The 26,602-nt window shown below is 43.2% G+C and carries 23 protein-coding genes and 1 tRNA gene; 12 read left to right on the forward strand and 12 right to left on the reverse strand.

Features of this window, described 5'->3' with window-relative positions; genetic code table 11:
* Positions 1-230: 230 nt before the first annotated feature.
* From O6R05_RS00630 to O6R05_RS00645, 4 genes are all read right to left on the reverse strand, one after another.
* Positions 231-1,178: a phage major capsid protein gene (locus O6R05_RS00630; RefSeq protein ID WP_271191630.1), complete on the reverse strand. Its 948-nt coding sequence runs from the start codon at positions 1,176-1,178 to the stop codon at positions 231-233.
* Between the two features lie 129 nt (positions 1,179-1,307).
* A complete protein-coding gene (locus O6R05_RS00635; RefSeq protein ID WP_271191631.1) occupies positions 1,308-1,577 on the reverse strand; it encodes a hypothetical protein in 270 nt (89 codons plus the stop codon).
* Between the two features lie 54 nt (positions 1,578-1,631).
* Positions 1,632-2,033: a hypothetical protein gene (locus O6R05_RS00640; protein ID WP_271191632.1), complete on the reverse strand. Its 402-nt coding sequence runs from the start codon at positions 2,031-2,033 to the stop codon at positions 1,632-1,634.
* A 163-nt stretch (positions 2,034-2,196) separates the two neighbouring features.
* A complete protein-coding gene (locus O6R05_RS00645) occupies positions 2,197-4,500 on the reverse strand; it encodes a phage/plasmid primase, P4 family (RefSeq protein WP_271191633.1) in 2,304 nt (767 codons plus the stop codon).
* 550 nt (positions 4,501-5,050) lie between these two features.
* On the opposite strand from O6R05_RS00645, the gene O6R05_RS00650 reads away from it, so the two are divergent.
* The 5 genes from O6R05_RS00650 (at position 5,051) to O6R05_RS00670 (ending at position 10,063) form a co-directional block, all read left to right on the forward strand.
* Positions 5,051-5,254: a helix-turn-helix domain-containing protein gene (locus tag O6R05_RS00650; protein WP_271191634.1), complete on the forward strand. Its 204-nt coding sequence runs from the start codon at positions 5,051-5,053 to the stop codon at positions 5,252-5,254.
* Positions 5,255-5,319: 65 nt separating this feature from the next.
* On the forward strand, positions 5,320-5,973 hold the full coding sequence (locus O6R05_RS00655) for a response regulator transcription factor (RefSeq protein ID WP_271191635.1): 654 nt from the start codon (positions 5,320-5,322) through the stop codon (positions 5,971-5,973).
* Complete coding sequence (locus O6R05_RS00660; RefSeq protein WP_271191636.1) at positions 5,961-6,833, forward strand: sensor histidine kinase; 873 nt, start codon at positions 5,961-5,963, stop codon at positions 6,831-6,833. Before O6R05_RS00655 ends, O6R05_RS00660 begins: the two co-directional genes overlap by 13 nt.
* 88 nt (positions 6,834-6,921) lie before the next feature.
* Positions 6,922-7,599 (forward strand): ABC transporter ATP-binding protein, encoded by a 678-nt coding sequence (locus O6R05_RS00665; protein WP_271191637.1) that lies wholly within the window; start codon positions 6,922-6,924, stop codon positions 7,597-7,599.
* Positions 7,562-10,063, forward strand: coding sequence for an ABC transporter permease (locus O6R05_RS00670; protein WP_271191638.1), 2,502 nt, complete (start codon positions 7,562-7,564; stop codon positions 10,061-10,063). The genes O6R05_RS00665 and O6R05_RS00670 overlap by 38 nt, the downstream gene beginning before the upstream one ends.
* Positions 10,064-10,194: 131 nt before the next feature.
* On the opposite strand, the gene O6R05_RS00675 is transcribed toward O6R05_RS00670, so the two are convergent.
* From O6R05_RS00675 to O6R05_RS00710, 8 genes are all read right to left on the reverse strand, one after another.
* Positions 10,195-10,374, reverse strand: a complete 180-nt coding sequence (locus O6R05_RS00675) for a hypothetical protein (RefSeq protein WP_271191639.1) — start codon at positions 10,372-10,374, stop codon at positions 10,195-10,197.
* A gap of 63 nt (positions 10,375-10,437) precedes the next feature.
* The gene (locus O6R05_RS00680) at positions 10,438-11,232 is read right to left on the reverse strand and encodes a family 1 encapsulin nanocompartment shell protein (RefSeq protein WP_271191640.1); all 795 of its coding nucleotides are present in this window, start codon (positions 11,230-11,232) and stop codon (positions 10,438-10,440) included.
* Between the two features lie 9 nt (positions 11,233-11,241).
* Complete coding sequence (locus O6R05_RS00685) at positions 11,242-11,580, reverse strand: encapsulin-associated ferritin-like protein (protein ID WP_271191641.1); 339 nt, start codon at positions 11,578-11,580, stop codon at positions 11,242-11,244.
* 99 nt (positions 11,581-11,679) lie between these two features.
* Positions 11,680-12,804: a CapA family protein gene (locus O6R05_RS00690; RefSeq protein ID WP_271191642.1), complete on the reverse strand. Its 1,125-nt coding sequence runs from the start codon at positions 12,802-12,804 to the stop codon at positions 11,680-11,682.
* A 74-nt stretch (positions 12,805-12,878) separates the two neighbouring features.
* On the reverse strand, positions 12,879-13,529 hold the full coding sequence (locus O6R05_RS00695; RefSeq protein ID WP_271191643.1) for an ABC transporter permease: 651 nt from the start codon (positions 13,527-13,529) through the stop codon (positions 12,879-12,881).
* On the reverse strand, positions 13,526-14,467 hold the full coding sequence (locus O6R05_RS00700; protein WP_271191644.1) for an osmoprotectant ABC transporter substrate-binding protein: 942 nt from the start codon (positions 14,465-14,467) through the stop codon (positions 13,526-13,528). Before O6R05_RS00700 ends, O6R05_RS00695 begins: the two co-directional genes overlap by 4 nt.
* On the reverse strand, positions 14,464-15,099 hold the full coding sequence (locus tag O6R05_RS00705; protein WP_271191645.1) for an ABC transporter permease: 636 nt from the start codon (positions 15,097-15,099) through the stop codon (positions 14,464-14,466). Before O6R05_RS00705 ends, O6R05_RS00700 begins: the two co-directional genes overlap by 4 nt.
* Positions 15,092-16,303, reverse strand: coding sequence for an ABC transporter ATP-binding protein (locus O6R05_RS00710; protein WP_271191646.1), 1,212 nt, complete (start codon positions 16,301-16,303; stop codon positions 15,092-15,094). Before O6R05_RS00710 ends, O6R05_RS00705 begins: the two co-directional genes overlap by 8 nt.
* 172 nt (positions 16,304-16,475) lie before the next feature.
* Between O6R05_RS00710 and O6R05_RS00715 the strand changes: the two genes are divergently transcribed.
* The 7 genes from O6R05_RS00715 to O6R05_RS00745 all read left to right on the forward strand — a co-directional run bounded on the left by O6R05_RS00715 (position 16,476) and on the right by O6R05_RS00745 (position 26,481).
* On the forward strand, positions 16,476-17,174 hold the full coding sequence (locus tag O6R05_RS00715) for an ABC transporter ATP-binding protein (RefSeq protein WP_271191647.1): 699 nt from the start codon (positions 16,476-16,478) through the stop codon (positions 17,172-17,174).
* A gap of 23 nt (positions 17,175-17,197) precedes the next feature.
* A complete protein-coding gene (locus O6R05_RS00720; protein WP_271191648.1) occupies positions 17,198-21,211 on the forward strand; it encodes an FtsX-like permease family protein in 4,014 nt (1,337 codons plus the stop codon).
* A 31-nt stretch (positions 21,212-21,242) separates the two neighbouring features.
* Positions 21,243-22,499 (forward strand): UDP-N-acetylglucosamine 1-carboxyvinyltransferase, encoded by a 1,257-nt coding sequence (murA, locus tag O6R05_RS00725; RefSeq protein ID WP_271191649.1) that lies wholly within the window; start codon positions 21,243-21,245, stop codon positions 22,497-22,499.
* A 132-nt stretch (positions 22,500-22,631) separates the two neighbouring features.
* Positions 22,632-22,707, forward strand: a tRNA-Lys gene (locus O6R05_RS00730).
* 78 nt (positions 22,708-22,785) lie between these two features.
* A complete protein-coding gene (locus O6R05_RS00735; protein WP_271191650.1) occupies positions 22,786-24,102 on the forward strand; it encodes a D-alanyl-D-alanine carboxypeptidase family protein in 1,317 nt (438 codons plus the stop codon).
* Positions 24,103-24,201: 99 nt separating this feature from the next.
* The gene (locus tag O6R05_RS00740; protein WP_271191651.1) at positions 24,202-25,077 is read left to right on the forward strand and encodes a hypothetical protein; all 876 of its coding nucleotides are present in this window, start codon (positions 24,202-24,204) and stop codon (positions 25,075-25,077) included.
* Between the two features lie 24 nt (positions 25,078-25,101).
* Positions 25,102-26,481 (forward strand): aminopeptidase, encoded by a 1,380-nt coding sequence (locus O6R05_RS00745; RefSeq protein WP_271191652.1) that lies wholly within the window; start codon positions 25,102-25,104, stop codon positions 26,479-26,481.
* Positions 26,482-26,602 lie beyond the last annotated feature (121 nt).

The following is a 26,602-nucleotide window of genomic DNA, read 5'->3' on the forward strand; positions in this document are numbered from 1 at the left end:
CAAGTGGCAATTACATATTCCCGTACTTTTCAGACTATATCAAGTTAATTAAGCTGATAAATTGGATCTATTCAAAGTATCCACATTGTTTAATATGAGCTTTCTTATGATTTGTTCGACACTCTTTTTTGCATTTTCACTTTTCATAGAGTGAACTGTAAAGATTGTGCCAGATACTTCGATATTCTCCGACTTTTTAATCTCATTCTTTTTAGTTTCTACCATTGGCATTATTCTTCAATGGATAAAGTAAGGACTGAATCCTTATACATTAGCTTTGCATCTAAATATTCTCGCATAATGAAGCCTTGATGTTGTTTAAGAATAAACATCTCGGACAATCTTTTTATGGTAGGATTTTGTCTTTCAATAATCCAATAATTTGAAAAGTCACCTAAAGCTACTGGTTTTTTACCTGTATCGATATCTGGCATAAAGTTTGAGATTAGAATTTCTTTTCCCATGAAAGTGACATCATATTGATTCCACAAGAAGTTACCTTGACCATCTTTTAAGCTTTGAAGATAAAGAGCAGTTTTATCATTCATTATCCATTTTGCATTTTCCCTGTATTCACTATCTAAAGAGAAGAATAGTTTTTTCAAGTCATCAAGCTTTAGTTCTTTTGTAGCAGATAGGCTTTTAATTTTGTCATCTTCTAAAATCCCCAATGGCTCATTTTGACCACTACCTTCTACAAAGGCTTTATCTTCTGCCTTAGCAAAATTATGAGCAAAGGTATCTAGGATTATTTTCTCAATCTTAGTTTGAGGATCATTTAGAAAATCTTCGTGAATTGTAATTAAGTTAGATAATGTGTTGTATTCTAAATTCACATCCATATCTTTCATTTCTAAGGCATCTGCAAATAGGTCATGTTCTCCTGCTTTTGTCCAAGTCGCCATAGATTTACTTGGGAAAGTTACAATAGAAGATGAATCTATATCATTTTTTAAAACTGTAGCTTCTTTTCTAACTACGCTCTTTTCTGTAAGTTTAGCTATAAAGTATTCTGTGCTTTCTGCATCCATAAAAGGTGAGCCATCTTGGATAAGACCAAGACCCTTAAAATCTGAATAAGATGATTCATCCTTGTTTCTTAAATAATTCCATAAATTAGTTTTATAGGAATTAGCAGACAATATTTCGTTTCTTTTTGATTTTTCTTTAATTAACATAAATTTCTCCTTTATATTTTTAAATTTGGGGTTAATACCCCCTTTGAACTTGTTTTTTTGTGCGTAAGAGGGCGGCACCGTTGATAGGAAAAAGTCTCCTGGAGATTAGGATGCCCCCTGGGTTACAAATTATTTTTTACTCTCAATATATTCTTCGGCTTCTTCTAAAGAAGGGAAAAACATATTCTTAAATCTTCCATCAATTACAAGATAAGACTTGTCTCCTTTAGCGAGGATAATTTTATACTTATCTTTGTTAATTACATTTAGAATTTCATACTTAGTGTCCTTTAAGTCCACAGCTGTGAGTCTATCTTTTTCAAAAATATCTCCAATAATCATTTCTGCTCCTTTCAAAATATCTGGGGCAGTGTGGCAGGTGAAAATTAAACTTCCCATAGAGAATAGAAGTTTTAAGTCCTATATATTTACCTGCCACATTGCCACCTTTATTTATAGACTAAAATTATTTTGCTTTAGAAAGGCTACGATACTTTCTGTTCCTTTGAATGGAATAACTGTATCTTGATTATCCAGTGTGTAGTTGTATATTTTTTCTTTGACAACTTTTACAGGTGACTTGTCGGACTTATGAAGAATAATCGTATCTCGTAGCTTAAAGGCATTCTCCAATAAGTCTTCAGTGACTTTTTCATTGTTTCTGTAAATGCACATAACCTTACAATATTCAGTTAAGTCTTTTAAGTCATTTAGCTTGATTTCGCTTTCATCTTTTTTAATGACATACCTATCATCTTTTTTTCTTTTTAATTCTGTAGATATTCCCTTTGGGGAAGTCACCACAATCTTATTTTTTAAAGTAAACTTTCTTTCTAAATCTTCTTTTGTAATCATTTATATTCCTCCTAATTTTTTAACTTTGCTTAAACTTCTAATTACACACAATCATAAGCACCACCTCCTTAAATGAGGGCAGGTGTGGCAGGTAAAAAAGTATTATCCATATAGATACAAAATTTCTAAATTAAATTTTTCATCTGCCACATTGCCACAGACTTTATAGAAATTCAGAAATTAACCTATAGCCTGTTAGGACTGTGGTCTTGTGTTTTCCATCCTTAGGTCTTTTTCTTTTGATGGTTGCTTTAGATTCCAGAGATTGCTTAAAGGTCTTCATGCTTTCAAGATAGTAGCCATTTTCTAAAGACCAAGACCTATACCTTTCGTAAACTTCAGAGGTTCTAACTTCATAGTCTTTCCCTTCTTCTAAGCAATCTTCCATAAAGATAGCAATCTTATCTGATTCCTTTTGGTATTTAAGAGTTGCATCTTTTACTGAATCAGGAATAGTTAATCCTTCTTTTTGTAAAAGTTTGTAGCCTTCAATAAGCCAGTTTAAGATTGCAGACTTTACTTCTTCTTTTGCAAATTCTGTCTTTAATGTTTTATCTTGTTCCTCTTCAGTAAAATGCCTGTCAAAGGGAATGATGAGCATTCTTCCACTGGTAAATACAGTCACATCATTAACTATGGGTAGGTAGTTGGTGTTGATGTAGATTTTAAATTGAGGTTTAAAGTCAAAGGAATTCTCATGTAGAAATCTTGCATTAATAGTGTCATTACCAGTAAGACTTTTAACTTGTGCAACATTTAAGGGTAGTCCCTTGCCTGGCTCTGGAATATTTACAAAGCGTACTCCTGCAAGTCTCGCTATCTCTTCACTGGGTCCAGAACTATTTACTTTGTTTTTTAGAGCTAGTGTTTCAGGTCTTGATGAACAGGCATAAGTTCCGAGGACTTTTAATATGGATTCACAAAGAGTTCCTTTGCCATTTCTCGTGGTCATTCCATAAAGAATTGCCATGCACTCATGCCTTGTATCTCCTGTAAGCCCATAACCTAATATCTTTTGTAGGAAATTAGCTTTTTCTTTATCTCCACTCATAATTTCATCAATGTAGATGTTCCATCTCTCATTTAATGAGTGAGGATCATAGATAACATCAGCCATTTTGCTTAAATAGTCAGAACTTCTGTGCTCGTAAAATTCCATTGTTCTTAGATTTAAAGTCCCATTTGTACAGTTTAGAAGGTAGGAGTCTTTATCGAAGTCAGATACATTTAATGGATGATGAACCTCTGCATCTTTTAATACGCTGACCCTATAACCTCTTGCTTGCCATCTGTTTGAGAATTTGATATAAGCTTTTCTTTTATGTTCATCTTCAATATCAAGGGCAAGGATATGAAGTAGGTTTGCAAGTTTCATACATAATTTCATAGCTTTTAAACTTCCAGTATCAGCTATCCAGATTCCGTCTTCGTAGAAATACCAGGCTTTCCTTTCTGGAACATAGCGAAGAGAATCCTTATGAAAGTCTGCAAAAATTTTTCCTGCACCTATATCTGTCCATGAATACTTTGAAGATAAAGGAAGTCCCATTTCTTTTAACTTTTCAATAGATAAGTCAAACTCGATACTTGGGTCTATTCTTGCAATAGGCTTATAGACTTCTTTTAAAGAGGAGATTGCTTTTTCAATGGTTATTTCTCCGTAGGTTTTTCCTCCTCGATTTTCATCCCACTTATCCCTAAAAAGTTCCGATTGTCTAAAGAGCCTATCTATCTGGTCAGCATTTCCACCTGCATAAAATGCAAGGATTGAAGTTAAAGCTAGGTCTGCTTCACTGTAAGAGGGATAGTCTTTAATGTTTCCAGCCCATAGATTTAAAAATTTCTCTTTATTAATTGCATTAGATGCTTTTTCAATAACTTCCTCATCATTTAAATAGCTTTTAAAATTTTGTTTAGTAGATTTACTTTGTTTTTCTCTTTTCAGATATTTTTCTAAAAGCCAGAGTAATCCATTGGATTCTTCGACAATCTCACCTTCTTGATAGACATGACCTGTCACAGTTACAAAGCGATTCGTAAAGCCAGCAACATAGACTTCAACTTTTTTAGTTTTCATCTTGTAGATGTCCTTGTTGTAAGTTATTGAGTTTGGTAGAAAAGTAAAGATTCTAAGTCCCTTACCACTTGGACTAAATTCAATGTATGACTGTGGAAAATGGCTAATTATTTCCTTTGCTAAATCATTTAAAACTCCGTTGATTACACAGTCATCCACATCAATAGCTACGAGTTTTCCATCAACTCTTATCCCAAGTCCATCATAGGAACTAAGTTTTTCAGATGCTTTATCAAAGGATGTAAAAGTCTTTGGATTATTAACGGATGCATAGCCTTCTGTAGTTGGATTAAAAGGTATCTTTGTCTCCTTATTATTTCTTGTTTCATATTTCCATAAGCACCAGCTTGCATTTTCTTTTAAATACTTTGGTATATTTTCTAAATTCACATATCTACTCCTTTCATATTTTTTTGAAGAAGAAATATCCCCTCATATTCCTTAGGACAGTTAGAAGAGTTTTGAGTAATCTTTTTATCCTCTACCTATATAAGTAAAGTTGAGAAATAATTTTCCGGTTATTTTAAAAATATTTTTCTCCCTCTACTAGCCCTAGGACATTTTTGATGGTTTTGTTAGGTTTTATTTTTCCTCTCATATCACAGGCGAAGAAAAACATAGTTTTTTCAACCTGTGCTAAAAATTTTTCTCTCCTAAAAGACTCAGGACATTTTCAAAGGTTTTGAGTAATTATTTCTTCATCTATCTGTATAAGTAGGAATTAGGATGAATTTTCCGGTTATTAAAAAAATATTTCTCCCTTCACTAGCCCTAAGACAAAAATGGTGGTTTTGATTAGCTATTTAGAAAATTTAATTCTATTAATTAAAAAAAGACGGAAATAAATCCGTCTTAAGAAATATGTAAAGATTAAGTTGTAGAATGTGGTATAATATTATAGAAAAACTGTACAAAGTAGAAGATTAATTTGAGGTGAGTTATGGGATTTTCCTATGATAAATTATGGAAAAAATTAATAGATGAAAAGATGAATAAACTAGACTTACAAAAAGCCATAAACACAACTCCTCATACCATAGCTAAAATGGGACGAGATGAAAATGTTAGTATGGAGATACTTGGTAGAATTTGTAAATATTTTAAGTGTGATATATCAGAAATATTGGAGTATAGAAATAAGTGACAGTTTATATAAGAATTCTGTATTATATTTGTAATTACGGACTTTAATTGATGGTGTCAGAAACTATGAAAAAGATATTAATAATTGAAGATGATAAAAATTTAAATAAAGGACTTTCCATAGCCTTAAATAAAGAATATGAAATTTTTTCTGTAAACACAATTAGTGAAGCTAAAAATTTTATTGATGATGCGGATTTGATTTTACTCGATATGAACTTACCAGATGGAGATGGTCTTGAAATAATAAAATATATCAGAGAAACTTCATCAATTCCCATTATAGTTTTATCTGCCATAGATCTTGAAGCATATATCATTTCAGCTATAAATTTAGGGGCAGACGACTATTTAACCAAGCCTTTTTCTTTAGGAATCCTAGAAGCAAAGATAAAAAGAGCCTTTGAAAAAATAGTGTCTAGTGATTTAAATCTTTACAAGAAAGAGGGTTTAGACTTTAATTTCAATGAAAGTAATTTCTATGTAGATAATAAAAATATAGATCTCACAAGAACAGAGACAAAAATTTTGTACTACCTGATAAAAAACAAGTCTCAGGTTATTACTAAGGAATTACTATTTGATTTTGTTTGGGGAATAGATGATGAATTTATTGATCAAAATACACTGAGCGTCAATATTTCTAGGATAAGAAATAAATTAAAACCTTATGACCCAATAGAAACGGTATTTGGAGTTGGTTATAAATGGCAGTTTTAATAGGTTTTTTAGCTCTTATAATTGGAATTATTTTATATAAATACATTGTCTTGAGAAATGAACTGGGTGAACTTTCAGACTACATTGATAAGGCTTTGGATGGAAATTTAGAAACTACAGAATTTGATGAAAAGGAATTATCTAAAATAAAATCAAAACTCATTAAATTCTTATATGCCAGCCAAGTAAAAGAAACAAAAATAAATACAGAAAAAAGTAAAACAAAAGATTTAATAGCAGATATATCACACCAAACTAAGACACCCATTACCAATCTTTCTTTATACATTAGTCTTTTAGAAGATGAGCCGAAAGATGAGTATCTTGAAATTATAAAGTATGAACTTAATAAACTAGAATTTTTAATTCAAAACCTAGTAAAATCTTCTAGGCTAGAATCCGATATTATTTCCTTACAAAAACATCAAGCAAATTTAAAAGATATAGTAGAAGATGTTTTGAGAGAATTTAAAGTAATATTGGATGAAAAATGTATAATCATAGATTTAAAAGCCGAAGACTTAATTTTCAATTTGGACGAAAGATGGCTTAAAGAAGCTATCCACAATCTTGTAGATAATGCTATAAAATACTCGCCCAATGGTTCTACTATTAACATTTCAGTTTATAAATCTTACCTAAACTACAATCTAGACATAGAAAATGAGTGCAAAGACTTATCAGAAGAAACTTTGCCAAAGATATTTGAAAGATTTTATAGAGGAAAAAATTCAGTTTCCAAGGACGGTTTGGGTTTAGGTCTATTTATAGCCAGAGAAATTATAGAAAAGCATGGTGGAAATATAAGAGCGTCTTTAGACGAAAATAGAATAAAATTTTCAGTAGACTTCCCCTTGTGAGAAGTCTTTTTTCTTACAAAACTGTAAGAAGTCTTGTAAGTACTTTGTAAGATATGAATGTTATATTAAATGTAAAGAGGTGACATATATGTTAAAAGTAGAAAATTTAAAAAGATATTATAAAACAAATGACGTGGAAGTAAGAGCTCTTGATGGAGTATCTTTCGAAGTAAACAAGGGAGAATTTATTTCTATAATTGGAGCAAGTGGATCTGGGAAATCAACCCTATTACATTTACTAGGTGGACTTGATTATCCTACAAGCGGAAAAGTATTGATTGATGGTACAGACATTTATGCTTTAAAAGATGATGAGAGAACTATTTTTAGGAGAAGAAATATTGGTTTTGTCTTTCAAGCATATAACCTTTTGCCAATGTTAAATGTGTATGAGAATATAATTATTCCCTTTGGTCTAGATGGGGATGCGGTAGATAAAAAATATGTTGATTCTGTAATAGATATACTTGAGATAAGTGATCAAAAAAATAAAATGCCAAACGAATTATCTGGTGGACAGCAACAAAGAGTTGCCATAGCAAGAGCCTTGGTTACCAAACCATCTTTAATTCTAGCTGACGAACCTACAGGAAATTTGGATTCAAAATCTTCTTCCCAAGTTGTTTACTTACTAAAAAAGATTAATAAAGAGCTTGGAAATACTATTCTTATGATTACTCACGATGATGCCGTCGCTCAAGCTGCAGAAAAAACTCTAAGGATAGAAGATGGAAAGCTGGTGGAAAAAAATGAAAGTCAAAAATAGAGCTTATATAAGGCGTCTTGCAAAAAGTATTTTAAATGCAAATAAAAGTAGGAGAAATATTCTCTTATTAGCAATTGCTTTGACTTCTATACTATTTACAAGTCTATTTTCCGTAGCCTTAGGTTTAGGAAAAAGCATGGAAACCCAAACGATGAAAACTGTGGGGTCAATCAGCCATGGCTCTTTTAAAGAACTTTCTGACAAAGACATAAGTATTTTATCCAAGGATAAAGACATAAAGGAATTTTCAATAAGAGAGAAAGTTGGTATTCTTGATGATGAAAAAATAAGTGCAGAACTATCCTATATAGATAACAATGGATTTGAATGGTCGCTAATAGAAAAAGTTAAAGGGAAATTTCCTGAAAAAGAAAACGACGTATTTATAGATTTAGCAACTGCAAAAAAGTTAGGTTATAAGGGTGAAATTGGAGAAGAGATAGAAATTCCATACAGTATTGAAAAACCTTACACAGGAGAGATTATTGAAAAGAAAAGTGATAAATTTATTATATCTGGAACTTTTCAAAGTCCTATTGACTCCAATGTTGGTGTAGGACAAATTTACTTATCGAAATCCTATGTGGATAAATTATTACTACCAGATACGAATAACGATATGGAAGTAATGCTAAAAAACTCTTTTATGATAAAAGATAAACTCTTAAAAATAGCAGAGAGGAATGGATATAAAGTAGCAGATAGCCCTGGAAATTTATCTGATAAAGAAATAAGAATTGGTGTTAATTTTGCTTATATTTTATCTAGAGGTGATAACGCAGACTTTTTGATATTTTTACACGCATTACTTTTATTAATTTTAGTAATGATTGCAGGATTTTTAATTATCAATAATATATTTAAAATATCTGTAAATGAAGATATAAATTTAATTGGACTACTTAAAACAATTGGTATGACAAAAGTTCAAGTTAAAAAGCTTGTTCATTTAGAATCTTTTATAGTTTCAATCCCATCTATAATAATAGGAAACGCCATAGGTATTTCTATTGGTAAAATAATTTTAAATAAAATATTTTCTACTAATGTAATGCTAGCGAATATAAATCTATCATTAGCCTTAATATTATTAGTTATACTTTTCTCTACCATATTTACTTTATTAACTGTTTTTCTATCCGTTATGAGTCCAGCAAGGTATGCGGCAAAAGTTTCTCCAATAGATGCTAGTAAATATAATGAAACTCAAGTAAAAAAGAAATACAAAAGTAATTCTATTTCACTAGGAAAACTTGCAAAAAGACAAGTATTTTCCAATAAATTTAGATTTGTTTCAATTGTTCTTTCTATGAGTTTATCTGCTGTTATTTTGAACAGTGTCTTAACTTATACAGACAATATTGATCTAGAAAAGGGGATTTCTGATGTAATTGCAACGGACTATAATATAGCAAGCCCAAAATATTTTAGGTATATGTACTCAGGAAGTGAAGACGGTATTAATGAAAAGTATATCGGTGAAATAGAAAACCATAAAGGATTTAAAAGTGGAGGTGCCTTATATTCATACGGTTATGAGTACACATATCCGGATATAAAAATAGAAGACAATAAAGTTGCTCCAATATTATTGGGAATAGATGACTATTTAATAAACAAACAAAAATTTATAGATGGAGATTTTGATAAAGATAAATGGCAAACTGGAAATTATGTCATTGTAGGTGAAGATAGCGATAAGAAATCTTCATTTAAAGCTGGCGATAAAATAAAGATCAAAGTAAAAAATAGCATTAAAGAAGTCCAAATTATGGGAAATATTAATTATAATTTTTCCGATGGATTGAGATATTATCCTATTATCCAGGAAAATCAATTTGATGAGTCTAGCCCTGAGTTAGATTTAGAATATTTTTATTTAAATCCTAATTTGTACAAAGAACTCACAGGCGATAATAGTATAATGTCCTATGGATTTGATGTAGAAGATAGTGAAAAGGAAAATTTTGATAAGTTATTAAAATCTTTTGAAAATGAACCAGGATTTTCCTATGACTCAAGAGATCTTCAAATAAAGTCTTTTAAAGATTTCAAAAATCTTATAGAATTTGTGGGTTATAGTTTATCTATAGTATTATTCTTAATATCTGTACTGAATTTTATAAATGTTATTGCTACTGAAATTTTGAGAAATATGGTGAACTTATCAATCCTTGAAGCAATTGGAATGACAAAGAAAAATATTAAAAAATATTTGGTGAAAAAGAATTTGATTTATTCTTTCTGTGGATTAGTATTTTCTTTCATTATTATGCTTCTTGTAGATAAATATATCTTGATGGATTTTATGGAACAAACTAAGTGGACTTCTTATAAATTTGTAATCACGCCACTTATTCTTGTAAACTTTGTAAATATAATCATTGGAGTAATATTTACTGGAAAGTTTTATGAAAAGCACAGCCAAAATAGTCTTGTAGATAGAATAAGAAGTTTAGAATAACATTTTTTATGTTAACCAGAAATAAAAAAGGCTGTGAGTATTGAAACTCATAGCCTTTTATCTTGCCACCTAAAGACTCTCTAAATCAGTTTTTCTAAAATCCCTAATTCAACGAGCCTTAAGGCGGACTTTTAGTTCTTGTTTAATTTTCGTGGTATAAATGGTGTCAATTCATCTTTGTCCATCGTCGTGGCGGCAATGTCAAGGCCTATGTTTACAAAATCCTCATTGTTCCACGCTATCTTATAATTGTTTTCCCGGAGCAGTAGCACCGGAACTAAAACGCCAATGCGTTTATAGCCGTCAATCAAGCAATGATTTTAAATAAAAAAGGAAGTTCACCATTGAACTTCCTTTTTGTGTTTCATTGTTTGTTACTTCGTAAATGCGACAATCTTATCCGGATCTAACACACGGAGGGTAAACGACTCGGTTGCAAAAAGGGTGAGTTCCGTGCCGTTTTCATTGTCATAGCCGATGGCGAAGTCTTGGCCTACGGTAAATTCCAGATCCTCATCTTTGGATGGGAACATAACGGCACCGGTGACGACTTTGGAGCGAATGATTTGCCCGCCGATGAGTTTTTGCACGGTATCCATCAAGTGAGCGCCTTCATAGACGGTATTCAGCCTGTCGTAAACGTCTTTGGAGACGACCAGATCGTAAGGCATGGCTACATAGGCATTCATCAGGGCATACTTGGCGTCGCCTATAGCTTTTAAAAGGCCGTTGGCGTCTTTGCCGAGTTTGATTTTGTGACCGGCTGAAGGAATGAGACCGGCAATGCCGGCGGCTTTGTTGCCGTTATAAATGGACTCTTCTTCGTAGAGCGCCAGTTTTTCACAAGCTTCTTCCAGCGGAGCCAAGTCGATGTCTTTGGCACCGCGGTGAAGGTTGTCCAGTTCCCATTCATTTAGTTTGAAGTTGATCCGTGCTTCGACCAGGCGCTGTACTTGATACAGTCCGGCGCAGACTTCGTTTTCTTTGACGGGGCTGATCTCTTCCAGTCGACCTTCATCGACGACCGTGTAGTCCAGACCTTTCGGTCCGTTCACCTTGAGGACGCGGCGGCCGGATAATATATTTTTAAATACCGACGTGGCTGCCTCGTCAATTTCAGACCAAGCGGCTTTGGAAATCGGAGCTGCTGTGCGTTTTAAAAAATCCATAGGAGCTCCTTAAAGTTGTCCAATATTCAGCGAGCCGTCTTCTGACTCGTCTTCGGCATGCGTTTCAGCGTCCATAATGGAGCCTTCTACAAAGAGATAGGTGCGCATATGCTCATCCCATCCTTCCTGGTTACGGCGAAGCCATTCCAGGGTCATCATGGCATGTTCCATTTCTTCTTTTGCGTTGTGCCACATGATGTCTTTGAGCTCCGGATCTGATGCGACGGCTACGCGTTGTGCGTACCAGTCCACTGCTTCCACTTCTTCTTTAAAACTGTTCAGTGCGCGAATAATATCTCGATCTTTATCGGATAGTTCAGTTGCGACTTCATGATAATCATTAGGCATAATAATCTCCTTTTTTCGAACAAATAGCTTACATGGTCTGTATACCCAAGCCAGCATGATCTCAACGAGGTCGGCGAAGAAAACAACAGATAAGAGTGGTTAAAGGGTTCCGTTCGGCGTCCAACTATTCAAAGTCTCCAGTCGATTGACTACCCATGGGTAGTCGGCATCGGCTTTTTTGATGTCCCGAATTTGATCACGATATTTGCCGCCTTCAGCGATGTCACTGTAGAGATACACACGGGTGGTGCCATCCTTTTTATCTACGAAGGTAGGATGAAGGATAAAGGAGGTGAGGACAGTGTGTTGATCCTTTTTTTCGAAATTTAGCTCCACAAAGACACCGGACTCAACGCCTCGATGAGGCAGCCATTCGAAGCGTTGATTGGAGACGGCGTTGCCCATGGAGTAGATGGCAAAGCGAGGCGTCTTGCCGGGGACGGCATGTGCTCTTTGAAGTACGTGAGGATGAGAGCCGAGCACCACATCCACGCCGTAATCTAACAGCAAGGATTCGATGGCCACTTGCCGCGGTGTGGGTTCTTCGGCGTATTCTATACCACCGTGGGTATAGGCCAGGATCACATCGGCACCGAGACTTCTCAAATTTTGAATTTCACCGATGAGGACGTCGTGTTCCGAAGGCGTGAGCAGCAGACGCTCTTCAGGGGAGAGTTGGCCGTCTAGACCGTTTAAAAGATCGGTGGTGGCCATCAGACCGATGGCAATGCCGTTTACTGTGAGAATTTTCGGCGGCTCTTGCGGCTTTTTAGTGCCGAAGTAGGTGAGACCGTAGTCTTTGATGGCATCCTGAGTCGTGAAGACACCTTCCATGCCGGTGTCCAAACAGTGGTTGTTGGAAGTGGATAGGGCATCGAAGCCGGCATCTTTCAAGCCCTCCAAGGCTTCTTGCGGCGTGTTGAAGAGCGGGTGACCGGCGGGAGAACGATGGGGATTGATGGTGGTTTCCAAATTGCCGATAGCAAGATCCGCCCCCTGAATGTACTCTTTGACGAATTCAAACTGATTGAAATCACCACCTCTGTAGGTTGGCTCATGGTACATAATGTCGCCAGTGGCCCAGACTTTGGCATGGTAGGTGGGAGCATCGGTGCTTTTCTGTAAGGTCGGCTCGCCTTTTGACGGTGCGTCTGCGACCCTGCCGGTGCAGCTCGTAAGGATCAGTATGCATAATAGGGTGAGATATAGAGATCGAGTTTTCATAGTTTCATTATAGAGGACCAATGAGAGGAAAACAAAAGAAAAACCGGAGCAATCTCCGGTTGATGGTACGTATTTTAAGGATGTTTTGTCGCAGAGCGCGGCTGCAATTTTTTCTCCACCATCCCGAGAAGTACGTCGGCGAGGATGGCCATCAGAGCTGTCGGCAACGCACCTGCTACAATGATGGCTTGGCCGTTCGCAACGTTGATGCCTCGGGTGATGATATCGCCCAGTCCGCCGGCGCCGATAAAGGTGCCGATGGCGGTGACGCCGATGGCCACGACCAGAGCGTTACGAATGCCGCCCATGATGACGGCGATGGACAGCGGAATCTCCACCTTAAAGATGGACTGCATCCGAGTCATCCCCATGCCCCTGGCCGCATCTAAGATGTTGGGTTCAATGGACTGAATGCCGGTGACGGTGTTTTTGATCACCGGCAGGAGGGAGTAGAGGAACACCGCCACAATGACAATGTTGGCGCCGATGCCGAGGCCGAGCATTAAAATGGCGAGCATAGCCAGGGACGGTATGGTCTGGAGCACGTTGGCAAAGCCGATGACTACGCCGGACAGTTTGCCTTTATTGGCGATAAAAAACCCGAGGGGAATTCCCACCAGACAGGCAAAGAGTACGCCATAGACAGAAATGAGAAAGTGGCGTAGAAATTGTTCCAGCACATAGCCGGCGTTAATGGAGTAGTAGTAAAGAATATCCTGAATCATTGTACGCCTCCCAGTTCGTTTACACGCGCCTCAAAATACTTGTGAGCCTTAAGGAAATCTTGGGCTACGACTTGAGGCTCCACCAGATCTTCGTCGCTGGTTTTGTTCATTCGCTGCATATCGTCGCTGGAAATACTGCCGGCCAGGGCGTTTAAAATGACATCCAACTCAGGGTATTTCTCCACAATGGCTCGCGATGCCACCGGCGAAGCGTCGTATGGGGGAAAGAGTTGTCGATCGTCCTCAAGCAGTGTGAGACCGTAGGAGTTGATTCGTCCGTCGGTGGAATAGCCCAGGACGACGTCCATTTCGCCGTTATTAATGGCGGAGTAGACCAAAGCGATTTCCATCGGATAGATATTTTTAAAAGCGAAGCCGTAAAGCTCTTGGAAACCTTCATAACCGTCGCCGGGGCGCTGTATCCACGACGTGTCGACGCCGACTTTTAACGTGTCTTTCAGCGCCTCCAAGTCGGAGACTTTGGTGAGATTGTGAGCTTTGGCAAAATCGTCTTTCACCATAAAGGCGTAGGTGTTTGCGAAGCCGTAAGATGGATACCACACGCGGTCGAAGCGGTCAAGATAGGCGTCTTGCACCAGCTTTAAAGCTTCGTCGGGATCTTTCACCGGTTCCATCCCAAGCTCCCCGGTCAACGACGTGCCGGTGTACATGGCACTGCTCATGTTCACATCGCCCTTGGTCATGGCGGTGTGGACGAGGATCGTCGAGCCTAAGTTGTTGACGATATTGGTTTTTAAATCGGTGTGATGATGAATCATCTCTACGATCATGTGGGCGAGAATTTGCCGTTCCGTCGTGTTGCCGGCGGCGATGACGACTTGAGTGTCAGTGTTGCCGCCAAGACCCGGAAAGCTGCATCCGGTGAGCGCGACAAGCAGTACGACCGCTAACGATAAAGTGGGCACAGTATGTTTCACTTGGCACCTCCTGAGCGTTTGTAGGGTGAGAGCACCTTTTCCACTTGAGCTAAGATGAAGTCGGCAAGAAGCGCCATGATACTTACAGGGATGGTGCCCCAGACAATCATCGGCGGCACGTAGTTGTTCAGGCCGTTGAAGATGTAGTCGCCGAGACCGCCGGCCCCGATGTAGCTTGCCAAGGTGGCCCAGGCAATGACATAGACGGCGCTCAAACGAATCCCCGACATAATGACCGGCAGTGCCAAGGGAATCTTCACCTTAAAAAGAATTTGAGACTCACGCATCCCCATGCCTTTGGCCGCATCGACAATGTTGGCCTCAACGCCGACAATCCCGAGATAGGTATTGCGTAAAATAGGCAGAAGGGAGTAGATGAACAGGGCGATAATGGCAGGGCCTTTGCCCACGCCGATGAGCGTGATCAGAGACAGCAGTGCAAAGGACGGAATGGTCTGGAGGACGGAGGCAACGGCCATGACACACTTCGATGCCACGGGATTTTTTGAGATGAGTATGCCCACCGGCACCGCCACAATCACGCCGAGGGCCAACGCCGCCATGGCGATGGTCAGATGCTCCCCGCACTTCAGTAAAATATCGCTGAAATTTTGCTGCAAAAATTCAATCATTGCCGGTCACCTTCGCTTCCTCCGTGAGTTTTTTAAGCTCTTCAGACGATGCGGTATCGGTCACGATGGCGTCCTCTGAGGTACTTGCGGTATCGTCCCAGAGGTTTTCATAGATGGTATCGACGATGCTTGCCCGTGTGACAATGCCCACGAGGTTGCCGGCATCGTCCACCACAGGGAGATTTTTGCTCTTGAGTTTATAGATTTGGTGAATGGCTTCAATGACTCGAGTGGTGTTTAAAATAGGCTGCACCGGGCGCATAATCGCCTCGATGGGCAAGGCGCGCCGTCCGCTTCGGCCCAAGTCAAAAATGTCCAGATACCCTAAAAGTTTTCCGGATTCTTCGGTGACATAGAGCATATCCACGCGGCGCTCGCGCATGAGCTTGATGGCGTCGAAGGTGGACGTTTGGGTCGTGCAGTGCACCGGCTCTTTTAGCATGATGGTTTCGATGGTGTTGTAGGACGTCTTGGCTTCATTGAGTTTTTCTTCGCCGAGAAGTTCTCTGACATAGTCGGTGGCAGGGTTCTTTAAAATATTTTCTGGAGTATCCTCCTGAATCACATGGCCCTTGTCCATGATGACGATGCGGTCGGAGAGCTGCAGAGCTTCGTCCATGTCGTGCGTGACAAAAACGACGGTCTTGCCAAGCTCCCGTTGGAGGGATTTAATCAGAGATTGGAGTGAGTTTCGCGTGATGGGATCCAGCGCACCGAAAGGCTCGTCCATGAGGATGATATCCTGGTCTGCGGCGAGGGCGCGGATGACGCCGATACGCTGCTGCTGACCGCCGGAGAGTTCCGACGGATAGCGATCTAAGTACTCTACCGGAAGATCCACCCGTTTGATGAGGTTCTCGGCAATGGGGCGAAGTTTCGACTCGTCCCATCCGAGGAGTTTGGGCACCATGACGATGTTCTCATAAATAGTCATGTGGGGCATCAGCCCGATCTGTTGGATGACATAGCCGATTTTTCGGCGTAGATTCACCGGATCGTCGTCTTTGATGTTGGTGCCGTCAATGAGGATTTCACCTCGGGTAGGCTCGTTCATGCGGTTTATCATCCGCATACAGGTTGTCTTTCCGGAGCCGGAGGTGCCGATAAAGCACACGAACTCGTTGTCTTCAATAGTGATGTTGACATCTTCCACAGCCACTTTATGACCGGGATAAATTTTGGCTACATTTTTAAATTCAATCATAACGTACCTTCCTAATGTACGGGGGTTACGATGTACAAAACCGAGGGCCGGGTCTTCACACCGGAACGGTTCTATAACTATCATAACATATAATAAAATGGCACTTAAGGAAAATCCCACGCGGCAGCATATAGCTGTGAGCAATCATGATATAATACAAAGGAGGTGAACTATGTCCTTTATTGAAGTTAAGCATCTTTCAAAAGTCTATCCCGGAGCCGGATCGGTGCGGGCTAACGACGATATCAATTTCACCGTGGAGGCCGGAGAATTTGTCCTGATTATCGGACCCTCAGGCGCCGGTAAGTCCACGCTGTTAAATATACTTGGTGGCATGGAGAGCGCGACGAAAGGTGAAGTCCTTGTGGACGGCAAGGACATCACCCGGCTTTCAGAGCGCGGTCTTACGCAATACCGTCGGTTTGACATGGGGTTTGTGTTTCAGTTTTACAATCTGATTGAAAATCTTACGGCGAGAGAAAATGTGGAACTGGCTGCTCAAATTGTGAGTGATCCCCTGGATCCGACGACGGTTCTCACGGAGTTGGGTTTAGGCGAACGGCTGCATAATTTTCCGTCACAGCTCTCCGGCGGTGAACAGCAGCGGGTCTCTATTGCCAGAGCACTGGCGAAGCGGCCGAAGCTTTTGCTGTGTGACGAGCCGACCGGCGCTCTGGACTACAAGACCGGCAAACAAGTGCTCAAACTCCTAAAAGAGACGTCCCGCACGACAGGCACTACGGTGCTTGTCATTACGCATAACGCCCTGGTGGCTCCTGTTGCGGATAAGGTCATTGAGATTATGGATGCAAAAGTGAAAGCTGTGACGATCAATCCTCACCCGATGGACATTGACGCCATCGAATGGTGAGCTGCTTATAGAGAAGTGGTTGAATGAATAAGGATTTATTCCGTGAAATAAAAAAGACATGGCCGCGGTTCCTGTCCATACTGCTTATGGTCCTCCTCGGGGTCTTTGTCCTTGTCGGTCTTATGTCTACAGCGCCGATTATGCGGCAAAGTGCCGAGGCGAAGATCGACGCCGCTCATATGCATGATGTGCTCATTGATACGGCATTGGATCTTACGGCGAAGGATCGACAGCTCATTGAATCTCAGGAGGGCTTAAAAGAGCTGGAGTACGGCTATGAGGTGACCTTGAAAACCGTGGCCGGGGATTTATTTACTCTTCGTAGTCTTCCTGAGCATATTTCAAAGCCGCTCCTCGTCTCCGGCAGACTGCCTGAGGGGCGTGGTGAACTGCTTCTTGATCAGCTGTTTGAAGATCGGTATCGCATCGGGGATACCCTTGCGTTTAATGAGGAAGAACGCCCGGATCCTGAGGCGGATCCCGCCCTCGATACGTACAGCTATACCGTGGTTGGCTTTGCTCAGTCTGTTGAGTTTGTGTCGGAGCGCACGCGAGGCACGTCCTTTGAAGGCGGCGGGTCGATTCAGGGTTTTGCTTATGTGGATCCATCTCACTTCCAAGGGGATATCTCAAGCGCGCGACTGATCTTTGACGATACAGCGTATCCGACCTCATCCAAGGCCTACAGCGAACATCTGACGCCGCATCTGAATCGGCTTGACATTGATTTTCGCCTTGTGCCGACCCGTCGTTACAATGCACTGCGAGCCGATGTGGAAGCGGACATTCGTGACGGAGCGCAGGACATTGAGGAGGCAAAAGAGGCGCTGAAGGATGGGCAAGCACAGCTTGAAGACGGTGAAGCCAAGCTGGCCGAGGGGCGCGAGGCCCTTTATAAAGGTGAAGCCGACTTTAACGCACAGCGCCAAGAGGGTGCGACGCAGTTGGACGATGCCAAGAAGGAGCTGGACGATGCGAAGACGAAACTTGCGGACTCAAAGCAGGAACTGGATGAGGGCAAACGGGACTTGGCGGACGGTGACAGAGAACTCCGAGATAGTGAAGCGCAGCTGAAGGATGCCGCCGCGCAAATTCAAGACGGCAAACGACAGCTCCAAGAGGGCGAGGATGAACTTCGAGAAGGCGAGGGTAAGTATCGGGAAGGTCTGGGTGAGCTGTCGGGTTCAAAAAAGACTCTCGACAGTGCAGAAGCCCAGCTCCGCCAGGGGAAAGAGACGTTGGAGCAGGGACGCAAGGATGTGGAGGCCGCCCGTGACAAGTATCAGGACGGGGTAGCCGACTACGAGGTGGGGCTTCAAGCCTACCGTGACGGTGAGGCCGACTATGAGGCGGGGCTTCAAGCCTTGGCTGGCGGTCTTGGCGCGGCGGCGAATCTCGATGCCGTGCAGACTGCACTGGGAGAAAAACAGGTGCAGCTTGCACGCCTTGAGAGTGCTGTCCTTGAGCTCGACGGTCTGAAGGCGAAGCGAGACGAGCTCACGTCACAACAGTCCCGGGCACAAGGCGGACTTGACCAAATCACAGCCGGATTAGCGGAGATCGACGCTGCTCTTCAGGGTCTTTCAGACGGCGCGGCGCGGGAGGCACTGCTTCAAAAGAAAGCGGCGCTTCAAGACGAAGCGTCCTTGCTCAACACTCAGCTTATCCAACTGGAGGCCGGTCTTGCCACGATAGACGGTTCCATCACGACTCTTGAAAAGACGGTGGGAGGGTTGAATGTCGCGGCGTTAAAAGGTGAGCTTGCCCAAGGGGAAGCGGCACTGAAAGCCCTTCGAGCCGCTCGCACGGAACTGGATACGGCAAAGGTGACCTTGGACAGTTCCAAGGAGCAATTGGACGCGGGCAAGACGCAGCTGGAAGCCGGTGAGGCACAGTTGCAGGAAGGGGAACAGGAGTATCTGGAGAACCTCAAAAAATTTGCCGATGGAAAAGCAGAGTACAACCGTGGTGTCGAGGAGCTTAACGCTGCCAAAGAAAAGCTGGACAGCGGTCGGATGGAACTGGAGGTACAAAGCGCCAAGCTTCGGGAAGCGGAAAATGCCTATGAGGAAGGAAAAGACGCTTTAGGTGAGGGCAAAGTAGAGTTGGAGCGTGCAAGACGCGACTATGAGAACGGTGTGGCACGTTATGAAGATGGTGTTCGGGACTATGAGGACGGACTTAGCACTTATGAGACGTCCAAGGCCACCTTTGATGATGAGATCAAACAAGGCGCCGAAGAGCTGGCTGAGGCGCGCGATGAACTCTACAAAAATTCGGCGGACTTGGCTCAAGCAAGAGTAGATTTCATAGAAGAAAAATCTGACGCTGAAGCGGATATTGCACAGGGCGAAGCCGATCTTGCCGATGGGAGGAAGTATCTGGAGCTGATGAAGATTCCTCGTCTTACGATACAGGGACGGCATCACAATGGAGCGTTAAACGGTTATCTTTCCGACGCTTCCCGGGTGGATTTGCTCGCCAAAGTCTTCCCCGGATTCTTCTTTCTCGTGGCGATGTTAGTCACGACCACAACGATGCGTCGAATGGTGGACGACGGACGCATTCAGATTGGAACTTATAAAGCCCTCGGTTACAGCAATAACACCATCGGGAAAAAGTATGTGGGCTATGGAGGTCTCGGGGCGCTGGCCGGCGGCGTACTGGGGGCGAGCTTAGGCAGTTTTATTCTGCCGCGTATTGTAGGCAACGCCTATGCGACCACCACCATCTTTGAAAACCATCTGGACTACAGGTACTATCCCGGGATCATCCTCGGTGCTGTGGCGCTGGGACTTATCTTCGGAGGGGTGAGTGCATGGTTGTCCGTCCGGCATATTCTAAAAGAGAACACGGCAAGTCTGCTTCGCGTTCGCAGAGTTCAAGGGGGCAGTCGTATCTTCTTGGAAAGGACACCGCTGTGGCGGCACATGAGCTTTCTTAGAAAAGTTACCGCACGAAACATCTTTCGATATAAGAAGCGTATGATCATGACAATTTTCGGCATTATGGGCTGCACCGCCTTACTCATACTTGGATTCGGTATCAAAGACTCGGTTCGGGAAATTGAGACCAAACAGTTTGACCGCATTTTGGGTTATGACCTCATGGTCACCACCAATGCCGATTACGATGAGGCTTCTTACGACGCTTACACGACGATTCGCCAGGGCAAAGCCTATACCTCGGTCTATATGGAACCGTTGGAGTACACGGTAGAGGGCATGGATGAGACCTTGACACTTCTTGTTACTGACGATGGCCTCAGCGATGTATTCATGCTGCAGAATCGAAAGACTAAAGCGCCTGTTGCCGTGCCGCAAAACGGTGCTCTAGTCAATGAGAAACTGAAGACGCTGCTGAAGTTACAGACCAATGACATCCTGGAAGTGAAAAACAGTGAGCGGGAAGTCTACGGGTTTGAAGTGGCAGGGGACTTTGAGCTTTATTTAGGAAACTTTATAGTCATCTCGAAAGATTACTATGAAAAAGTCTTCGGGGCGACGTACGAGCCAAATACCGATCTCTATCAAGATGGCGCCGATATCAAAACCAAGGTTGAGGGGCTCAAAGCTGTCGTCAATATTGTGGACAATAATGATTTGCGAGACACGTTGGATCAATACCTGAATTCCATCAACATGGTACAGGTCGTCATCACCGTGGCCTCGTCGCTTCTCGGCCTCGTTGTGCTCTACAACCTGACCAACATCAACATCGAAGAACGACGTCGGGAGCTGTCGAGTATTAAAGTTCTTGGATTCTATCCAAAGGAAGTGACGGCCTATGTCTACAGAGAGACTTGGTTGCTCACTCTGCTTGGTATTGTGCTCGGGTGCGTGGGCGGTTTTCTCCTGCACAGCTTAGTGCTGCGCATTGTCGTGCCCCACGATGCAATGCTCGATCCGGTGTTATCATTGCGCTCTTACGGTCTAGCTGTTATAATTACCATCTTAGTGAATGCTGTCATTATGGTGCTCTTCCACTTTAAAATTAAGGCCATCGACATGGTCGAATCCTTAAAGTCCAACGAGTAAACTTAGGGTATAATGACAATGGAGGATAGATTTGGAAAAAATAGTTGTTAAAAAATCCCAACCGCTCAGCGGACGTGTGCGCACCAGCGGTGCCAAAAATGCGGCTCTGCCTATACTTGCCGCCACACTCCTCGGGACGGAAGACATTGTGCTCGAAGATGTGCCGGGCCTTCGTGATGTGGATATTATGATCGAAGTGCTGGAGTCTCTTGGCAGTGTTGTAGAGCGTTTGGGGAAAAATCGTTTAAAAATAAATTCCAAGGGACTGAACGGTTACACAACCAGTTACGACCTGATGGGCAAAATGCGAGCTTCGTTTTTGGTTATGGGGCCGCTTCTCGCCCGTATGGGCAAGACCGTCAATTCCCTGCCCGGAGGCTGCAACATCGGTGCACGTCCCATCGACCTTCATCTCAAAGGTTTTGAAGCGCTGGGCGCTGTCATTGAAGACAATGTGGGTGATATCACAGCAAGTTGCGACAAGTTAAAAGGCACGACGATCTACTTGGACTTTCCGTCTGTGGGTGCAACGGAAAATATTATTATGGCGGCAGTTCTTGCTGACGGGGAGACTGTCCTTGAAAATGCCGCTCAGGAACCGGAAATTGTCGATCTGGCCAACTTTTTAAGAAAGATGGGCGCAAAAGTTGTCGGGGCTGGGACCTCCACCATTCGGATTCGCGGCGTGGAACGTCTTGGAGGGTGTACTCACCAGATTATTCCGGACCGCATTGAAGCGGGGACGTTTATGGTGGCGGCGGCCATCACTGGCGGCGATGTGACGATTGATAATGTCATCGTCTCTCACATCAAACCGGTCATTGCAAAGTTGGAAGAAGCAGGATGCGATGTGACGGAAGGGGATGACAGTGTGCGGGTCACCGGCCGCGGCGTCAAGAACCTCAAGATTAAAACCCTGCCATATCCCGGGTTTCCGACAGATATGCAGGCTCAGTTTATGGCGCTGACGACGGTTTTAAACGGCAAGAGTTCCGTGAAGGAGACCGTATTTGAAAATCGCTTTATGCACGCTGACGAGCTCATGAAGATGGGTGCGGAGATTACGATTGAAGACCGAGAAGCCACCGTGATCGGGCCGGCCAAGTTGCGGGGCGCGAAAGTGAAGGCGACGGATCTTCGAGCCGGTGCGGCGCTCATTCTTGCAGGTCTGGTTGCTGAAGGCAAGACGGAAATCTATGACATCTACCACATCGACCGAGGCTATGAGGACATTGAAGCTAAGTTCCGCAGCCTGGGCGCTCACATTGAGCGAGTGGACGAGGATTGAGTTGAAGGGACAGACTTCGGTCTGTCTTTTACTTTAATCGTGAACGGCATTTAAAATTCTTCGCTCAACATTGTAAAAAACTCTTGACGAACAAGACAAAGTTATATAGAATGGTCTTTGTCCTTAAGATATGCATCTTTAGCTCAGTTGGTAGAGCAACTGACTCTTAATCAGTGGGCCCACGGTTCGAGTCCGTGAAGATGCACCAGTTGCCTCGCTTTAGCGAGGCTTTTTTATTAATTTTGTAAGTTGCACGCCATTTGGTACAATACAGATGAGGTGAACGATGAAACGACTCAGTATAGTTTTCTTAGCCGCAGTGCTTTTACTGTCTCCGGCGGCATATGCAGAGAATACAGCTAAGCGTGGGACCGATCCTGTTCCGACCCCGGAGCAAACCGAAGCCATTCGGGATCAAAAACTGCTCGTCCCCACGGCAAAAGGGGTGCAGCAGGCCACGCAAAGTGAAGCGGAACGCTATGAAACCCTTATGGGAAAAGATCTGGAGGCCATGACCAGTTCCTATATCGTAGGAGACTACCGCTCCGGGAAAGTGCTTGAAGCCTATAATATCGACGAGGTGCACGCCATTGCCTCCATGAGCAAATTGGTGGGACTGTATGTCATTTTAGACGATATCAAAGCCGGGAACACGCGGCTTGATGAGATGGTGACCATCGATCACGAGGCGGCGAGCATGACCGGATCCAGCTATAAATTAAAAGAAGGTGAGGTGATGAGCGTCAAGCAGCTGATTACCGCAGCCTTTGTCATCTCAGGCAACGATGCCATCACAGCATTGGGTAAACACGTAAGCGGCTCGTCGGAAGCATTTGTCGCCGCCATGAATGCAAAATGTGAAGCTCTTGGACTCACCGGTGCCCATATGGTCAATGCCACCGGTCTGACCGACTATGCGGATACTACCTACAACGAGATGAGCACTCGGGAACTCTTTACCTTGGTGCGTTCAATGATTAACACCTATCCTGAAATTTTAGACTATACGCAGATCAAGAGTTTGATTGAACCGGAGCGCAGTGTTGAAGAATACAATACCAATCCGCTTTTGGGCATTGTCAAAGGTGTGGACGGATTAAAGACCGGCTATACCAATGCGGCGGGACGGTGCCTTGTGGCGACAGCCTTGAAGCCGGGCGAAGGGGAGGCGTTGGATACTCGCCTCATCGTCATCACTACCGGATCACCCAATGACTTCACACGGTATGTGGCGGCACGTAAACTCATGGAACACGCTCTCGACACGTATCAATACACCGTCATCGGGACACCGGATCAGGCGGTGGGACAAGTCACGGTAGAGAATGCGATTGATGAGAAAGTGGATGTCTATGAAACGAGTACCTCCAATGTGCTCTGGGATTCCAAGAGTAAAGTGACCAAGACCTTGCACTTGAAAAAGAATTTGACGGCGCCGATTCCTGCCGGAGCGGTCGTTGGGACCATCAGCTACAGCATGAATAATGAAGAAGTCTATAAACAGGACCTTATCGTGAAGGATCGGGTGCTTCAACAGGGTTTTATCTATAAAATTCAAGACCTGTATAGCGACATTATTAAAAATATTGAACGGGCTGCATAAAGTACAACGCCAAGGAATTGGCGTTGTTTTTTAGTGTAAAAAATTCTCCCTTGGGTATTACATAGAGAGATAAACTAAGGTAGGAAAGAAAGGTGTATTATGAAAAAATCGTTTGAATATTTCAAAGCCGATCCTGCGGGCAACGGGACCGGATTTGTTATCAGTCCCGTCTATCCCGGCTATCGCAGAGCGTATGCCAAGGCGATTATGGCCAAGGATCCAACTATAGAACAGGTGGGTTTCATCAGTCCAAGTTACGATAGCGCACCCCTTCGCATGGAGATGATGGGTTCGGAATTCTGTGCCAATGCGACGCGTGCCTATGGCCTCTATTCTGCCGGATTTTATGACACGAAAGGCGACGTGAAACTTGCTGTGTATGTCTCCGGGGTTGATCATCCCGTGGATGTTATCGTCAATCAAGAGGAACAGACCGCCTATGTGAAAGTGGAAGGACCGTTTCAGGTTGAGTCCCTGGAGGTGGCCGGTGCGTCCTATCCGGTCGTCGTGATGCCCGGCATTACTCACATGATTGTTGAGTCGAATGAGGACGAAGCGTTCGTTAACCAGGCTCTGGAGAAGCTTGTAGGTGCATTCGATGCGTCGGCATACGGCATTATCTTTTTGAATCGTGAGTCGACTGCTATCGTGCCATATATTCACGTCCCTGCAGCGGAGACAAAAGTGCTGGAGGGTTCATGCGCTTCCGGGTCGGTCGCGGCGGCTGTCATTTTAAATGACAAGGATGACCCGGATTTTGAGGTCGTTATTCACAATCCTCGCGGCGACTTGGAAGTCTATGCCGATGACACCGAGACCAAAGGCTATATTATCGGCGGTCTGGTGACCTTGGGCGAGACGGAAACCGTCACCATCACCATTTCAAAAGAAGAAGTCGATCGTGTACGTCTGGAACACAAAAAGGAATTGGAAGCGCTGGAAGAGCAAGAAGCTTCCGCTGCGGACGAAAAATGATATCAGCGTACTAAGGAGATTATCATGAAGAATAAAAAGACGGTGTGGGAGCAAATCGACAGCACGGAGTTGAACCGCATCTATGATTATGCAACAGAATATAAGCAGTTTTTAGACCGTGCAAAGACGGAACGTGAAGCGACGGCTTTTATCATCGACGCCGCCAAGACCAAAGGTTTTAAGTCCCTTGAGTGCGCCGTGGCAGATGGTGTGAAACCGGGAGATAAAATCTATCTCAACAACCATAATAAGTCTGTGGTGCTCTTTGTCGTAGGTAAGGACATAGAGTCCGGAATGAATATTGTAGGCTCTCATATTGACTCACCACGTTTAGATGTCAAGCAACAACCTCTCTATGAGGCCGGTAATATGGCCTATTTAAAGACACACTACTACGGCGGCGTCAACAAGTATCAATGGCCGACCATTCCATTGGCGATCCATGGTCTGGTCATCACCAAGGAAGGTGAACACATCAACCTTGTCATTGGTGAAAAGGACGACGATCCCGTGTTCTTTATCAACGACCTTCTACCACACCTTGGTGGAAAACAGCGGGCGAAAAAGTTAGACGAAGCCATTGAAGGCGAAAAGCTCAACGTCCTCGTGGGACACTCCAGCTTCGGTGCTGCGGATGACGAGGGTAAAGTCAAAAGTCTGGTGCTCAACTATCTCAAGACCAACTATGGGATGGAAGAAGAAGACTTTGCCGTGGCGGAGCTCGAAATTGTGCCGGCCACCCATGCTCGGGATGTCGGCTTTGACAGAGCGCTGATTGCGGCTCATGGTCATGACGACAGAGTCTGTTCCTATGCCAATTTAAAAGCTATTTTTGATGTGGACGCACCTGAGAAGACTACGGTGGCGCTCTTTGCCGATAAAGAAGAAATCGGGTCGGTGGGCAACACCGGGATGTCGGCGAACTTCTTTGAGAATGCTGTTGCCGAGCTCATTGCCGCAACAGGAGAGTACAACGACTTGAAACTTCGTCGTGCTATGGCGAACTCTAAAGTCCTGTCTGCAGATGTCACTGCCGCGATAGATCCGGACTATGCCGATGTGATGGATGACAAAAATGCCGCCGTGATGGGAGGCGGGGTCACTATTTCAAAGTATACCGGCTCTCGCGGCAAAAGCGGCTCCAATGATGCCAATGCCGAGTTTCTCCATGAGCTTCGCACCGTGTTGAACGATGCCGAGGTGATTTGGCAAACCGGGGAACTTGGCAAAGTGGACGCCGGTGGCGGCGGTACCATTGCCTATATTTTGGCACAGACCGGCGCACAAGTGGTGGATATGGGCACAGGAATGCTCTCCATGCATGCTCCCGTGGAACTGGTCTCCATCGCCGATGCCTATATGACGTACAAAGGCTACAGTGCGTTTATGCAGCACATGAAGTAATTACGCAGAAATCAAAACCACCAGCTAAGCTGGTGGTTTGTTCTGCTCCTATAAGGGGGCTGTTACCTGTAGCACGTATCGAGCTTTGAATTTTCTTACTCGTGCACCATTGTCCCAGTTG

The sequence above is a fragment of the Peptoniphilus equinus genome (genome assembly GCF_027921445.1).
Classification (GTDB): Bacteria; Bacillota; Clostridia; order Tissierellales; family Peptoniphilaceae; genus Peptoniphilus; species Peptoniphilus equinus.

Excerpts from the sequence above, each read along its gene's own strand:
- O6R05_RS00630 (WP_271191630.1), bottom strand. The coding sequence starts at position 1,178 with ATGTTAATTAAAGAAAAATCAAAAAGAAACGAAATATTGTCTGCTAAT.
- O6R05_RS00635 (WP_271191631.1), bottom strand. The coding sequence starts at position 1,577 with ATGGGAAGTTTAATTTTCACCTGCCACACTGCCCCAGATATTTTGAAA.
- O6R05_RS00640 (WP_271191632.1), bottom strand. The coding sequence starts at position 2,033 with ATGATTACAAAAGAAGATTTAGAAAGAAAGTTTACTTTAAAAAATAAG.
- O6R05_RS00650 (WP_271191634.1), top strand. The coding sequence starts at position 5,051 with ATGGGATTTTCCTATGATAAATTATGGAAAAAATTAATAGATGAAAAG.
- O6R05_RS00655 (WP_271191635.1), top strand. The coding sequence starts at position 5,320 with ATGAAAAAGATATTAATAATTGAAGATGATAAAAATTTAAATAAAGGA.
- O6R05_RS00660 (WP_271191636.1), top strand. The coding sequence starts at position 5,961 with ATGGCAGTTTTAATAGGTTTTTTAGCTCTTATAATTGGAATTATTTTA.
- O6R05_RS00665 (WP_271191637.1), top strand. The coding sequence starts at position 6,922 with ATGTTAAAAGTAGAAAATTTAAAAAGATATTATAAAACAAATGACGTG.
- O6R05_RS00670 (WP_271191638.1), top strand. The coding sequence starts at position 7,562 with ATGGAAAGCTGGTGGAAAAAAATGAAAGTCAAAAATAGAGCTTATATA.
- O6R05_RS00680 (WP_271191640.1), bottom strand. The coding sequence starts at position 11,232 with ATGGATTTTTTAAAACGCACAGCAGCTCCGATTTCCAAAGCCGCTTGG.
- O6R05_RS00685 (WP_271191641.1), bottom strand. The coding sequence starts at position 11,580 with ATGCCTAATGATTATCATGAAGTCGCAACTGAACTATCCGATAAAGAT.
- O6R05_RS00690 (WP_271191642.1), bottom strand. The coding sequence starts at position 12,804 with ATGAAAACTCGATCTCTATATCTCACCCTATTATGCATACTGATCCTT.
- O6R05_RS00695 (WP_271191643.1), bottom strand. The coding sequence starts at position 13,529 with ATGATTCAGGATATTCTTTACTACTACTCCATTAACGCCGGCTATGTG.
- O6R05_RS00705 (WP_271191645.1), bottom strand. The coding sequence starts at position 15,099 with ATGATTGAATTTTTGCAGCAAAATTTCAGCGATATTTTACTGAAGTGC.
- O6R05_RS00710 (WP_271191646.1), bottom strand. The coding sequence starts at position 16,303 with ATGATTGAATTTAAAAATGTAGCCAAAATTTATCCCGGTCATAAAGTG.
- O6R05_RS00715 (WP_271191647.1), top strand. The coding sequence starts at position 16,476 with ATGTCCTTTATTGAAGTTAAGCATCTTTCAAAAGTCTATCCCGGAGCC.
- O6R05_RS00720 (WP_271191648.1), top strand. The coding sequence starts at position 17,198 with ATGAATAAGGATTTATTCCGTGAAATAAAAAAGACATGGCCGCGGTTC.
- O6R05_RS00735 (WP_271191650.1), top strand. The coding sequence starts at position 22,786 with ATGAAACGACTCAGTATAGTTTTCTTAGCCGCAGTGCTTTTACTGTCT.
- O6R05_RS00740 (WP_271191651.1), top strand. The coding sequence starts at position 24,202 with ATGAAAAAATCGTTTGAATATTTCAAAGCCGATCCTGCGGGCAACGGG.
- O6R05_RS00745 (WP_271191652.1), top strand. The coding sequence starts at position 25,102 with ATGAAGAATAAAAAGACGGTGTGGGAGCAAATCGACAGCACGGAGTTG.